The 13717-nt window shown below is 40.4% G+C and carries 16 protein-coding genes; 5 read left to right on the top strand and 11 right to left on the bottom strand.

Going from position 1 to position 13717, the window contains the following annotated elements; all coding sequences use genetic code 11:
* Window positions 1–7: 7 nt before the first annotated feature.
* A complete protein-coding gene (locus tag N8A89_RS12110) occupies window positions 8–1048 on the bottom strand; it encodes a sugar kinase (RefSeq protein ID WP_281543384.1) in 1041 nt (346 codons plus the stop codon).
* Window positions 1049–1232: 184 nt separating this feature from the next.
* Between N8A89_RS12110 and N8A89_RS12105 the strand changes: the two genes are divergently transcribed.
* Both N8A89_RS12105 and N8A89_RS12100 read left to right on the top strand, forming a co-directional pair.
* Window positions 1233–2738, top strand: a complete 1506-nt coding sequence (locus N8A89_RS12105; RefSeq protein ID WP_281542501.1) for a helicase HerA-like domain-containing protein — start codon at window positions 1233–1235, stop codon at window positions 2736–2738.
* A gap of 5 nt (window positions 2739–2743) precedes the next feature.
* Window positions 2744–3298: a hypothetical protein gene (locus N8A89_RS12100; protein WP_281542500.1), complete on the top strand. Its 555-nt coding sequence runs from the start codon at window positions 2744–2746 to the stop codon at window positions 3296–3298.
* A gap of 34 nt (window positions 3299–3332) precedes the next feature.
* On the opposite strand, the gene N8A89_RS12095 is transcribed toward N8A89_RS12100, so the two are convergent.
* Window positions 3333–3761 (bottom strand): winged helix-turn-helix transcriptional regulator, encoded by a 429-nt coding sequence (locus N8A89_RS12095; protein ID WP_281542499.1) that lies wholly within the window; start codon window positions 3759–3761, stop codon window positions 3333–3335.
* A 90-nt stretch (window positions 3762–3851) separates the two neighbouring features.
* Between N8A89_RS12095 and N8A89_RS12090 the strand changes: the two genes are divergently transcribed.
* Entirely contained in the window at window positions 3852–4691 is an 840-nt protein-coding gene (locus N8A89_RS12090) for an alpha/beta fold hydrolase (RefSeq protein WP_281542498.1), read from the top strand.
* A 33-nt stretch (window positions 4692–4724) separates the two neighbouring features.
* Window positions 4725–5150: a VOC family protein gene (locus tag N8A89_RS12085; RefSeq protein ID WP_289644379.1), complete on the top strand. Its 426-nt coding sequence runs from the start codon at window positions 4725–4727 to the stop codon at window positions 5148–5150.
* Window positions 5151–5179: 29 nt separating this feature from the next.
* Here the strand turns inward: N8A89_RS12085 and N8A89_RS12080 are convergent, their stop codons facing one another.
* Genes N8A89_RS12080 through N8A89_RS12055 form a run of 6 tightly spaced genes read right to left on the bottom strand, consistent with a single transcriptional unit; the run spans window position 5180 to window position 10336 of the window.
* A complete protein-coding gene (locus N8A89_RS12080; RefSeq protein ID WP_289644378.1) occupies window positions 5180–6151 on the bottom strand; it encodes an aldo/keto reductase in 972 nt (323 codons plus the stop codon).
* A complete protein-coding gene (locus N8A89_RS12075) occupies window positions 6148–6561 on the bottom strand; it encodes a PH domain-containing protein (protein ID WP_281542495.1) in 414 nt (137 codons plus the stop codon). The genes N8A89_RS12080 and N8A89_RS12075 overlap by 4 nt, the downstream gene beginning before the upstream one ends.
* A 34-nt stretch (window positions 6562–6595) precedes the next feature.
* Window positions 6596–7453, bottom strand: coding sequence for an alpha/beta hydrolase (locus tag N8A89_RS12070; RefSeq protein ID WP_281542494.1), 858 nt, complete (start codon window positions 7451–7453; stop codon window positions 6596–6598).
* A gap of 57 nt (window positions 7454–7510) precedes the next feature.
* Window positions 7511–7939, bottom strand: a complete 429-nt coding sequence (locus tag N8A89_RS12065; protein WP_289644377.1) for a DUF1569 domain-containing protein — start codon at window positions 7937–7939, stop codon at window positions 7511–7513.
* A 31-nt stretch (window positions 7940–7970) separates the two neighbouring features.
* The gene (locus N8A89_RS12060; protein ID WP_281542492.1) at window positions 7971–8591 is read right to left on the bottom strand and encodes a DUF2306 domain-containing protein; all 621 of its coding nucleotides are present in this window, start codon (window positions 8589–8591) and stop codon (window positions 7971–7973) included.
* A gap of 11 nt (window positions 8592–8602) precedes the next feature.
* Entirely contained in the window at window positions 8603–10336 is a 1734-nt protein-coding gene (locus N8A89_RS12055; RefSeq protein WP_281542491.1) for an alpha/beta hydrolase-fold protein, read from the bottom strand.
* A gap of 119 nt (window positions 10337–10455) precedes the next feature.
* Between N8A89_RS12055 and N8A89_RS12050 the strand changes: the two genes are divergently transcribed.
* Window positions 10456–10602 carry a hypothetical protein gene (locus N8A89_RS12050; protein ID WP_281542490.1) on the top strand — a complete coding sequence of 49 codons (147 nt, stop codon included), beginning with the start codon at window positions 10456–10458 and terminating at the stop codon, window positions 10600–10602.
* Between the two features lie 51 nt (window positions 10603–10653).
* Here N8A89_RS12050 and N8A89_RS12045 read toward each other — a convergent pair whose 3' ends face one another.
* From N8A89_RS12045 to N8A89_RS12035, 3 genes are all read right to left on the bottom strand, one after another.
* Window positions 10654–11553, bottom strand: a complete 900-nt coding sequence (locus N8A89_RS12045; protein ID WP_289644376.1) for a M13 family metallopeptidase — start codon at window positions 11551–11553, stop codon at window positions 10654–10656.
* Window positions 11534–12697 carry a M13 family metallopeptidase gene (locus tag N8A89_RS12040; RefSeq protein WP_289644375.1) on the bottom strand — a complete coding sequence of 388 codons (1164 nt, stop codon included), beginning with the start codon at window positions 12695–12697 and terminating at the stop codon, window positions 11534–11536. Before N8A89_RS12040 ends, N8A89_RS12045 begins: the two co-directional genes overlap by 20 nt.
* A gap of 101 nt (window positions 12698–12798) precedes the next feature.
* The gene (locus N8A89_RS12035; RefSeq protein ID WP_281542488.1) at window positions 12799–13683 is read right to left on the bottom strand and encodes a bifunctional 5,10-methylenetetrahydrofolate dehydrogenase/5,10-methenyltetrahydrofolate cyclohydrolase; all 885 of its coding nucleotides are present in this window, start codon (window positions 13681–13683) and stop codon (window positions 12799–12801) included.
* Window positions 13684–13717: the final 34 nt, after the last annotated feature.

Below are 13717 nucleotides of genomic sequence, written 5' to 3'. Positions count from 1 at the left end.
ATTTGTTTTATCTAGCGACTCTTCCAGAAGCATCGCCACCCATTAATTTTTCTACTTCTTCTACCGTAACCAAATTGGCATCGCCCTTAATGGTGTGTTTTAAACATGAGGCGGCTACGGCAAAATCTAGCGCATTCTGATCATCCTCTGGATATTTGAGCAAACCGTAAATAAGGCCGCCCATAAAAGAATCCCCACCTCCAACGCGGTCTACGATATCCGTAATCTGATACTGTCGGGTTTCATACATTTTGGCACCGTCCCATAAAACACCTGCCCACGTATTGTGTGATGCCGAAATGGATCCTCTAAGTGTGGTGATCACTTTTTTCGCTTTCGGAAACTTTTGCATCATCTGCTTACAAACCGATAGAAATGCTTCCGCTTTAACATCATGTCCATCTTTATGAACGTCCAAACCTTCTGGATGAATGCCAAAATGCTTTTCGGCATCTTCCTCGTTTCCGAGTATAATGTCACAATAGGAGGTTAATTCCGTCATTGTCTTCTCACGGTCACCACTATAATTCCACAATTTTGCACGGTAGTTCAAATCCGTAGAAATCGTGATGCCCTTTTTATCCGCTGCTCTTAACGCTTCCAAACAAACATCAGCGGCACCTTGCGAAATGGCCGGGGTAATGCCCGTCCAATGAAACCACTCAACACCATCAAAAACAGCATCCCAATCAATCATTCCCATTTCAATTTCTGCAATAGCGGAATGAGATCTATCGTAGATAACTTTACCCCCTCTGCTCACCGCGCCGGTTTCCAAAAAATAGATGCCCAATCGGTCCCCTCCGTAAACGATTTTATTGGTACCTACACCCCTCTTGCGCAATTCCATTAAAGCACATTCCCCAATATCATTTTTGGGCAAACGTGTTACGAACTCCACTGGAACTCCGTAATTGGCCAAAGAAACTGCTACGTTGGACTCACCTCCGCCATATACTACATCAAAACTATTGGTTTGCGAAAACCGCAAAAATCCGGGAGGCGACAAACGCAACATGATTTCTCCAAACGTTACAACTTTTTTCATCATATCAAGATACCTTTATTAAATTTAAATCCATAATATCAATTACTTCGCTACTAAAAATATGAATCTTCTTTGTAAATATTTGAATTATGTAAATAGCCTAATAGTTGACTATTCGTAAGCACATGTTATTTACACTTTACTATTGCCTAAAAATCCGCTATTTTTATCAAAAATATACCACATGGGTTCCAAGGAGGAATTTTTTAAACATATTGAGGAGGGATACAGCACTAAGGGCGACTTTATTGTAATGGGAGCTGCAATGCTAGAGGAAGAGGCAGTAACCAACGCTTTGGTAAAAATACCATTGAAGACGCTTAACCGTCACGGCTTAATAGCCGGGGCAACAGGTACCGGAAAAACAAAAACCTTACAGGTTTTGGCCGAAAACTTGTCCGACAAAGGTATTCCCGTTTTGTTGATGGATTTAAAAGGAGATTTGAGCGGGTTGGCACAACCCAGCCCTGGACATCCTAAAATAGACGAGCGCCATGCGAAAATAGGAATCCCGTTCGAAGCGAAAAGCTTTCCGGTAGAGATACTCTCTTTATCGGAGCAAGATGGCGTTAAGATGCGGGCCACGGTATCGGAATTTGGTCCTACCCTATTGTCCCGCATTTTAGACTTGACGGAAACACAGGAAGGTATTGTAGCCGTCATTTTCAAATATTGTGACGATAACAAACTGCCCCTTCTAGATCTTAAAGATTTTAAGAAAGTATTGCAATACGCAACAGGCGCAGGAAAGAAGGAATTTACCAAAGATTACGGTCGAATTTCAACGAGTTCTACAGGTACCATTTTAAGAAAGATCATTGAACTAGAGCAACAGGGCGCCGACCTCTTTTTTGGCGAAAAATCCTTTGAAGTCGATGACCTAACCCGAATAGATGAAAATGGCAGAGGTTATATCAATATATTAAGGTTAACCGATATTCAGGACAGGCCCAAGTTGTTCTCCACCTTTATGCTGAGTCTTTTAGCAGAAATTTATGCGGAGTTTCCAGAACAAGGTGATAGTGATAGGCCGGAACTGATTCTGTTCATAGACGAGGCTCATCTTATTTTTAAGGAAGCGTCGAAAGCTTTGTTAGATCAGATTGAAAGTATTGTAAAACTAATCCGATCAAAAGGCATTGGACTTTATTTCGTTACCCAGAACCCAACCGATGTGCCGAACGAGGTTTTAGCGCAACTGGGATTAAAAGTACAACATGCGCTCAGGGCTTTTACCGCAAGGGACCGAAAGGCAATAAAGTTAACAGCGGAAAATTATCCGGAATCCAAATTTTACGACACCAAGGAAGTTCTTACCTCATTGGGAATTGGTGAAGCACTTATTTCCGCTCTGGATGAAAAAGGGCGACCAACCCCTTTGGCGGCCACTTTATTGCGGGCTCCCATGAGTAGAATGGATATCCTTACGGATAACGAACTTACCGATGTCATTAAAAAATCGAGTTTGGTGAAGAAGTACGGCGAGGTCATTGATCGCGAAAGTGCGTATGAAATTCTGAACGAGAAAATTGAAAAGGCCGAAGCTTTGGCCGAAAAAGAAAGAGCTAAACCACAAAGCAGAAGAACTAGTACTAGAACAAGTACAAGGCAAAATCCAGTAATTAAAGTATTGACGAGCGCAACTTTTATTAGGGGCGTACTCGGTGTACTCAAAAAAGTGATGCGTTAAAATTTATGAAATCAATCAAAACAATCATTTTACTTTTCTCACTAATCCTTTTAACACAATGCCAAGAGGACAAAGACCCTAAATTTCTGATAACAAGCAGACAAGTAGGCAATCTGGACAAGAATAGCTTGGCGCGGGATTTGGAACTCATCTATGCCGATGATTCCCTTGTGATGGATACCGTTAAACTAAGCTTTGGCAGTGGTGCAAGCAAAATCAAAGTTTTCGAAAAAGGTGGGTCGCACTTGTTGACCCTCACCCCTAATTTAGATAGTATACCCAAAGTACAGAACGTTCAAATTAACGACGCAAGGTTCGCTACGGCCAACGGAATTACTATTAAAAGTACTTTTAAGGATATCAAAGAAAAATATCAAATCAAGAAAATCATCACCTCCATCAATAATGTAGTCATACTACTCAAGGACAGCGATATTTATTTCACCATTGACAAAACACAGTTACCAGCAAGTCTACGTTATAGCGCCAATACCAATGTGGAAGAGGTTCAAATACCAGATACCGCTAAAATTAAGTACATGATGATTGGGTGGGATTAGGCCAAGTCAGAACAATATCTATATTCTATAAGGTCTACTTTATTCCAAATCTATCCTTATTGTTCAACACTTTTGGACTATTCATTTGCATCCATTCCGTTAGATCTATCAAACGTTCCACATATTTTTTACCAAAGTCAGTAAGGCTATATTCCACGCGTATGGGGACTTCCGGATACATTTTTCGGGTAAGGTAGCCGTCCGTTTCCAAAACCTTAAGACGTTCACTCAATACCTTGTTGGATATACCGTAAACATATTTTTTCAGTTTATTGAATCTCAAAACCGGGTAGTAACCGAGGTACAGTACGATTAAAATACTCCATTTGTCGGAAGCTAAAGAAAGCACATCGCGCACAGGACATAGTTCCGGAGGATTCCGATAATCTATATGTCCGAACATTTTTTTAATTTTTTTTGCATTCTTAAGTTGCTGATTATCAATAATAGTTTCCGTTTCCATACTTAATGTTGAATTTGTAACCCAATAATTTGTAAATCGATTTGTTTATTTTTGATAACTATATATCACTAAGTTACTAAAAGTAACCGTATGGCAAAACTACTTACTCAATCTGTTCCAAAGCTCTACGGGCAACTACTTAACCTCTATACTGTTTTCAATCCAAACGACGCAGCAGAAAAAGCTTTTAAAATTTTCTGTAAAGTGAGAAAAGGTCGTGTTCTAAATAATCAAGAAGCATACTTAAACTCCGCCAAACACAAAGTTCACGACATTGCAGAACACAGTGTACAAACTTATAAGTGGGAAGGTACCAGGGAAACGGTGCTACTGGCACACGGTTGGGAAAGTAATGCATGGCGCTGGCATAGACTTATCCAAAAGCTAACGGAAGCTAATTACGATATTATTGTTTTCGACGCTCCTGGACATGGAAACTCCTCTGGAAGTTATCTTCATGTACCCTTATATGCCGAAATCTTACATTTTATGATTGAAAAGTACAATCCTAAATTCTTAATTGGTCACTCCGTGGGCGGTATGACTATCTTATACAACGAAAATTTAAGGCCCAGCCCTATTGTAAAGAAAATTGTGACTATCGGCTCTCCTTCAGAATTTCATGAAATCATAGCCCACTTTCAAACCTTGTTGGGTTTTAATGGCAAAGTACTTAGTGCTTTAGATACTTATATTCATAAAAGATTTGGATTTACGATTCGTGAGTTTTCTACTTCTAGATTTGCAAGGACCAATAGAAAAAAGGGGCTTTTATTTCATGACAGGTTTGACAAAATTACACCCTACCACGCTTCGGAACAGGTAAGTTCACAATGGGAAAACAGCGAACTCAGGACTACCGAAGGTTTGGGCCACTCCATGCATCAAGACGAAGTAAATGACCAAATCGTAGCCTTTCTAGAATCCTAGAAAAGCACTATTTTTATTGAAACTAAAAATTCAATGACCAAGGTTACTCCTTTCCATATTGCCATTCCGGTCCACAACTTATCGGAGTGTAGAACATTTTACAGGGAAATACTTAATTGCGAAGAAGGTAGAAGCAGTGACCACTGGGTGGATTTTAACCTCTTCGGACATCAATTGGTTATTCATTACAAGCCAAAAACGGATGACCAACGCCTTCACCACAATCCAGTGGATGGACACGACGTACCGGTACCACATTATGGGGTAGTCCTACCTTGGGAAACTTTTGAGTCGTTTGCAGAGGAGCTAAAGTCCAAAAAAATAAAATTCGTTATAGAGCCCTATGTCCGTTTTAAAGGACAGGTAGGGGAGCAAGCGACCATGTTCTTTTTAGACCCTGCCGGCAATGCCTTGGAGTTCAAAGCATTCAAGGATATGAATCAGCTTTTTGCAAAGTAAAAACCACCTCTATTCCTTTTTACAAGAAATTATTGTGACCAAGCTGTCGGTTTTCTATCCCAACGGTGCTTTTTCAATTCTTGATACAAGTCCGAGGACAAACCTTTTCCATCACTTGTGGCAGTATTCGCCAAAACGTTCCGCTGCTTTCTCATGCCTGGAATTACGGTTCCTACACTTTTATTCATCAAAATAAATCGCAATGCCATTTCTGCCATGGTCATTCCTTCAGGGATTAGGGGGCGTAGAGCATCCGCATGCTCCACTGACGAATTCAAATTCTCAGGGACAAAATAGGTGCCACGCCAATCACCTTCTGGAAATGTAGTCTCCTTGGTAATATTACCCGTTAATGTACCCTCATCAAAAGGAACACGGGCGATAACTCCAATATCCAATTTATCACATAACGGGAAAAGCTTGTCCTCAGGGGCTTGGTCAAAAATGTTGTAGATGACTTGGACCGCATCTAGAACACCCGTTTCTAAGGCCTTGATTCCGTTCTCCGGCTCCCATCGATTCATACTGATGCCCATGGCCGCAATCTTACCCGAAGTTTTTAAATCTTCTACCGCCCGCTGCCATTCTTCCCGATGGCTCCAACCATCATCCCAAGTATGAAACTGCATGAGATCTAATTTTTCCGTTCTCAGATTTTTTAAGGTTTTGTGAGTAAAATCCATGATGTGTTCCACCGGGTAGGACTCTTCAAAACTATATTCAGGTTTTGCCGGCCATTTGAAATTCTTTGGAGGAATCTTACTTGCCATGTATAATTTTTTGGACGGATGCCTTCTAACCAATTGACCCAGAAGTTCTTCGCTATGTCCTTCACCATAGCCCCAAGCGGTATCAAAAAAATTCACGCCATTTTCAACTGCCAGGTCTAAAGACAAAGCGGATTGCTTATCACTACTTTCCGTCCATCCGGCCATTCCCCACATGCCATAACCTACTTCACTAACTTGCCAATTGGTTTTACCAAATCTTCTATATATCATAATTTAAAGCCCTTTTTATTTATATCGATTGCAGGATTAATTTTTAAAATATCCTTTATAAAATTGGATTTATCTTTTGGCGAAATAATAATAGAACTGTACTTACCATAATTAATTTCGAGTCGGTCAAAAGATGCTGCCGGTGCACTCATAATACTACTTGTCTCCGAAATCTTTCTGATTAAATCAATAGCTAACTTTTTATCTACCACGAACCCTGATTTTATAATCAAGTCTTTACCATCAATGATGTAATACGTATTCCAAAATAGATGGAAAATAAATATTAAAACAAAAAGGTTAATGATTATCACTAAAATATTGAAAGGTAAAAAAATTATGGGAGCGATTATAATAACGATGATAGCAGCTAAGAGTCCGTAACTTATTCCTGATTTATATTTTTTCATATCAAAAATATCCTAAAACAACGTATAGTTGTTATCAGTATTGATGAAAAGCCTCGGAAACAAATCCCAAGACCGTTGGAAGTGATTCTCGCCAGTACGTCCAATTATGGGCACCTTCCCTAACTCGATACTCGTGTGGGATTTCTTTTTTCTTCATTGCGATATGCACCAAACTATTCCCTTCATATAAAAAATCATCGTCCCCACAATCTATATACCAACGAACAGATTTCACCTCATCAACAGGCGTAATTTTGAGCAGTTCTAAAACATTGTGCCGTTCAAAATATGCCTTCAGTTCGGCCTTGGTATATGTTTCTTTGTACCATTCCATCCGTTCTTCCAATTCCTTCATTGTCAAAGGACCGACATACGCGCTTAACGGGCAGGCTGATGAAAACAACTCGGGACGGTGTAGCGCATACATAAAAGAACCGCCACCGCCCATGGAAAGTCCGGCAACCGCCCGGTACCTTTTCTCTCTTTTAATCCGATATTTTTCTTCAACATGGGGCATAAATTCTTCAAAAAAGAAATCTTCGTACTTCCAATCCCCAGCATTAAAATAACCCATTCTGCCAGTATCCGCATCGGGCATAACTATAATCATCGGGGTTGCAGTACTGTCTTTTATGGCATTATCCGTTATACGTAGTACTTCGCCAAACTGTATCCAACCCGTATGGTCATCGGTAGCACCGTGCAAGAGGTATAGCACAGGATAACTCCGTTCGGAACTATTATAATCCGGCGGAAGGTAAATGGCGTACTTACGTTCGCCTTTTAACAGCTCGCTGGTCATGGTAAGGTTATCGTAAACTTTACCTGATTGAGCCAATACTACACTTAATGTGCAGGTCAAAATCAGACTAAAGAGTATTAAGTTTTTCATCTTAAATGGAATTAGACTTATCTAAAAGTAATTCTATAATTTTAAAATGGTAAATGTTTACAAACCAAATTGATTGAAATGGTGATTCAAATGATATAAGGTTAAACGTATCCATTTTTCTTTGTTCATTTTACCAAAATAAGGATGTAATCCAAATTCGAAATTCTCGTTTAACATTGAGAAATCCAATATGTGCTGTTTCAAAAGTTTTACATCGGTTGAAAAATTAATAGGTTTCGTTCCGCCACCTTCCACCTGACCAAGACCTTTAGCGGCAGGGACTGTTTTTCCGGCTTTGGACAAGGCAATGACTTCTTTGGGTTTCAATCTACCGTATTCCTCTGCCATAAAAGTACCTAGCGCAAGCCTAATTTGGTCTGTACAATGACAAACCATTTGATGCGCGTTCATCTTACCGAATAAAGGGCTACTATCTATTTTTAGCTGGTCCAATCTTTGGAAAATAATTTCTATTTCTTCCTTCATTTCTCTTAGTAGCAACGTCATTTGGTAGCTATCATCCTAAAGTCAATCCTTTTCTACGCACCCAAAAGTAGGCAAAAACCATATTCGGAACCCAACATAACCAAGCTACAACTCGGTAGGCCGGAATAAAAGATCCAAAGGCTATTGTGAGTAGCGGCAACCAAATACGCAGCGTTACAGCGGCAAAGCACGCGGCATAGCTATAAATCATAAACACCCGATGCTTATCTATATCCCTAGCTCTTATTGCCCTGTACGCCATCAGCGTAAAATAAAGCCAAACTATGCCCAAGCTTAAAAATCCAGCTTGTGCTATTAGCCCACCCGTGGCGTAAAAAGCAATACCAACACCACATAGGCCACTAATTAAAACTGCCCCAACATAAATCTTTCCAATGGTACGGTGACGCTTTAAATTGGCATTACGAAAGCGTTTGCTGAATTGCACCCAACCCACCATCAACGCTAGGCCCCCTAGGCATATATGACCGAAAAAACCGATGTTCCATGCAAGATTGGCCAACAACTCTTCGGATTTTGACAAACGCAATCCAATTTCACCATCTGCAAATACATACATAAGCGGATAGAGGCCAACCCCAATCGCCAGGAATCCAAATACAAACCACGCTACTTTGTTCGTTTTGTTCATTTGTAGAACTCTTATTTGTACCTCCAACTGGTCAAATCCGCATCCTTGGGTGCGCTCTCCGCTATACGCTTCATGATTTTTGGCACATACATGCTATTGTATCGTAATCTGCTAATGGCATTAGGCAGTTCCTGATCGCCGTTCCAACAGTGCTCGGCACGATCTCCATATAAAATTTCCCCTTCGTAATAGGGCTCCGTGGTGTTTTCTAAGAAATCCTCCATCAGATAGACCGCGTTGTTCAAATAATAGTTGTCCATATCGCCACAATAAATGTGGATTTTACCCTTTAGGTTTTCCCCTAATTTATCCCAATCCCGTTCTAGTATATGGCGAAGGTCAAAATTCTCCTTCCAATATTCGGCCACCTCATGATCAATATCCCCGGTCATTTTATCCCATATCCTTACAGGGTACCCATCGTCTCCTTGGGGAGAATAGGTAGCTTCCCAAATATCCCATTGTTGGCCCGAGCGCGATTTATCGCCCAATACCAATTCCAGATGATTGCCTTCTCTTAAGGTAGATTGAATGTTACCCAGATAATCTCTATGCGCGGGAACTTCCAAGATTTTATTTGCACTCTCGTAATAATAGGCATTTTCGTCCTCATAAATGTTGGTGAGGCAATAGGCCCTGAAATCTATGGGATCCGGGCAGGCCGCAAAACAGCCATTGTATTCCTCTGGGTATTTGACTTGTACCGCTAGAGCTTCCCAACCTCCGGTTGAACCACCGTACAAAAATCGGGACCAACCTTCGCCCATTCCCCTAAAACGTTTTTCGATTTCAGGAATCAATTCGTAAGTGATAGCATCCCCATAAGGTCCCTGATTTGCGGAGTTTACGGCATAAGAATCGTCATAATATGGTGTAGGATGCTGGATTTCTATAATGAGCATTCTGGGAAAGTCAGGCTCGTTCCATCGCTTGTAAAAATCATAGGCCTCCTGTTGTTGAATAATGTTATATCCTTCCAAATCAAAACGCTCTGAATATTCTGGTTCCATTTCAGGATCAGGAGGGGTAGTTCTAAAACCTCCAAAATCGTCCGGGAAATGACCATGAAATACCATAAGTGGATATTTAGCCTCGGGATGCTCATCAAATCCCTTAGGCAATAAGACATGGGCCCCCAGATACATATCCCTTCCCCAGAACTCGGACAGTTTTTCCGATTTTATTTTTATATGCTTAATCCACTTCGTATCTTCTGGCTCTGGAATTGGTGGGATAACCTGATCCATTACTACCTCAACATTTTCAATTCCATTCTCCACCACCCTTATCATAAAGGGTTTACTGTATAAATTTCCCGGAGAACTGCGCCATTGCTGACCTTCCCCATTATCCATAGGTAATTTTACTGTGTGGCCAGTAGAAAGATTGAAGGTTTCGTAGGTATGCAGAAGTGCTTGAACCGAATATTCCCCTGGAGGAACTTCTGCCAAACTAGAAAATGGATACCCAAAAATGGTTTCATCAAAAGTGATAATGTCCCCAGGCTTCATCCCATCAACATTCATCCCAAAAACCAGTTGTCCCGCAAGGCCGTCATTTATCTGAAAACGTGGTTCTTTTTCGTCATTATTCGAAAGCATTAATAATAGCCTACCATCTTTAGGGATTTCGCTTGCCGTATTATTGAACGAAACATGAATGGAAATGGATGGTTCTTTTTTGTTCTGATCACATCCTACAAATAGCAGAACACCCAGTAGGCCAATAATTAAAATTTTTTGCATGGTTGGAATTGTTTCCTAAAAGATACGTTATTCCCCAAAAGGAGCAAATAACAATTTCAAGATTTCTACGTTAAATTAAAGTATGTACGAGGTGATTGCACCTACTGAATTACTACGTCATGAAAAAAATAATACACTTTATGGTAGCAATCGGGTTTATGACTTTCATTATTAGTTGCGAGTATGATGACAGCAACGACATTGATATTCTTAAACCTATTGATTCCACCGCAACAGGTATGACCATATCGGACGCGCCAAAATAAAAAACCTCCAATCCTAGGATTGGAGGTTTTTCTGTTAACTAGATTTTTTTGCTACCAAATCTTGACCCGTTCTTCCGGAGCCAAATAAAGTGAATCTGTCTCCTTAACATCAAAGGCACTATAGAACTCCGGCACATTTCTTACGATACCGTTTACCCGTAAATCCGCCGGAGAATGTGGATCTGTATTAATTTGAACGCGTAAGGCTTCGTCTCGCATCTTATTCCTCCATGCTTGTGCATATCCAATAAATACCCGCTGATCTCCAGTAAAACCATCCATTACGGGAGCTTCCTCATCTCCTAAAGACATTTTATAGGCCTTGAGTGCGATACTCAGCCCTCCTAGGTCGCCTATATTTTCACCTAAGGTGAATTCTCCGTTTACATTTACTTCAGGTAATACTTCAAATCCATTATACTGCTCTACCAATGCCCCAGTACGCTTTTTAAACTCTTCCTTATCGGCATCGGTCCACCAGTTGCGCATGGCACCGTCACCATCGAATGTACTACCCATATCATCGAATCCGTGTCCAATTTCATGTCCGATTACAGCTCCGATAGCTCCATAATTTACCGCATCTTCTGCATTTAAATCGAAAAATGGAGGTTGTAATATTGCCGCAGGAAATACAATTTCGTTCATGGTAGGATTATAATAGGCATTAACCGTCTGCGGTGTCATGCCCCATTCATCCTTATCTATAGGTTGACCAAGTTTAGCTAGTTCCCTGTTATATTCCATTAAGCTAGACCTGCGTAGGTTCCCATAAAGGTCGTCGGGCTCTATGTCCAAATCGTAGGCTTTCCATTTATCGGGATATCCAATCTTTGGGGTAAACTTACTTAACTTATCCAAGGCTTCGTTTTTGGTTTCTTCGCTCATCCAGTCCAATTCCTTAATACTTACTTCATAAGCCTTAAGTAAGTTATTTACAAGGGTCTCCATATGTTCCTTGGCCTCTGGCGGAAAAATGCCTTTTTACATATACCTTGCCCACAACCTCTCCCAAAGTTCCATTCACCGTAGACACTCCTCTTCTCCACATGGGACGCTGCTCTTGGGTTCCTCTTAATTCCTTACTGAAAAATTCCCAATTCTGATTGTCCAAAGATTCGGATAAGCGTGATGCATTGGCATCCAAAACACTCCATTTCAAATAGGTCTTCCAAATATTCAAATCCGTTGAAGAAATGATTTTATCCAAAGCTTTGGTGTAATCCAGCATTAAGACCCCTAACTTGTCTTGATTGGCCAATCCGGCCTCAGAAAGAAAATTGGTCCAATTAAATTTCGGCATTATGTTGGACAAGGTATCAACGGGAAACATATTGTACAACCCTACCAAATCCCTTGTTTTTTCTTTTTCCAGGTGTTTGGAAGCAATTTTTGTTTCCAAATCCAATATTTTTTCTGCAGATTGAGCGCCATTGGGTAGTCCTGCTAAATCGAACATTGTCTCTATATGTGCAACATATTTGGACCTAATTTCCTTGGATCGCTCGTCTTCCTTTAAATAATATTCCCTATCCGGCAATCCCAATCCCGCTTGCCAAGTATAAACGGTGTAGATGGTTGGATCTTTAAAATCTTGATAAACAAACAGTCCTAAGGGACTATTAATGCCATACTTGTTAGCATAAGCAAAATAAGTGGCCAGTTCATCGTAATTCTTAATCGATTCTATTTTTTCAAATTCAGGTTGCAACGGGGCAACACCCAATTCATTTCTTTTCTCCATGTCCATGAAAGATTTGTAAAGGTCACCAACCTTCTGTTCGTCCGATCCCTTTTCGAAATCGCCAGAAGCCGACTCTTCAATAATCTTTTTTACATTGTCCTCGGATTCTTCATGGACTATATATCCTACCCCATACGAAGATTTGTCGGCAGGTATCTCTGTGTTCTTTACCCATGTACCATTTACGTAAGCCGTAAAGTCATCTCCGGGATTTACAGAGGTGTCCATATACTCCGTGAGTATTCCGGAAGTCAACTCCTTCTCAGCGGTTTCCTCTTTCTCCGTTTTACATGACGATACTACCAGAATAGTAGAAAGTATACCAATTTTAAAAATTCTTGTTTTGTTCATTTTGTTATTATTGATTTTAGCTTCTAGTTAGACTTACTAATGAGTCCTGTGTTACGTAACAAATGTTAATATTTAGAAATAAAAAAAGCCCTTTCGGACTTTTATTCTTTATTTCTGTGTCGTTCTCTTGCCAGTAAAGTATTTTTCAACAACATGGCTATGGTCATAGGCCCTACTCCTCCAGGAACTGGAGTAATAAAGGAGGCTTTCTTGCTTACATTTTCAAAATCCACATCCCCAGTAATATAATAGCCCCTTTCACGCGAATCATCTGGGACACGAGTAATGCCTACATCTATTACCACGGCATCGTCCTTTACCATTTCTGCTTTAAGGAAATTTGGAACTCCTAAAGCAGAAATAACAATATCTGCCTGAGAAATAATCTGAGTAATGTTTTTGGTATGGCTATGTGTTAAAGTTACTGTGGAGTTTCCTGGCCATCCTTTTCGCCCCATTAAAATACTCATGGGTCTCCCTACAATGTGGCTACGACCTATTACCACGGTGTGTTTTCCTTTTGTATCCACATTATAGCGCTCCAAAAGCTCTAAAATACCAAAAGGAGTGGCTGGAATGAACGTACTCATATCCAATGCCATCTTACCAAAGTTGGTGGGGTGAAAACCGTCAACATCTTTATCAGGATGCACGGCCATTATAACTTTTTGGGTATCTATTTGTTCCGGTAATGGAAGTTGTACGATAAAACCATCGATGTTATCATCCTCATTAAGTTCGTGGATCTTTTTCAATAATTCTTGCTCTGAAGTGGTACTGGGCATCTTTACCAGCGTAGACTCAAAACCAACCCGTTCACAGGAACGTACCTTACTACCTACATAGGTTAAGCTAGCACCATCGTTCCCTACAATTATAGCCGCTAAATGAGGCACCTTCTCCCCTCGCTCCCTCATTTTTGCCACTTCCGCCGCTATCTCTTGCTTTATATCGTTCGATACTTTTTTCCCGTCAAGAATTTCCATGCTAACTTGTATACTTAAATTATTACTACTTCCT

This window comes from Maribacter aestuarii (assembly GCF_027474845.2).
GTDB lineage: Bacteria > Bacteroidota > Bacteroidia > Flavobacteriales > Flavobacteriaceae > Maribacter > Maribacter aestuarii.
Note: the sequence above shows the minus strand (reverse complement) of the source record. Positions and strands in the feature narration are given on the sequence as shown.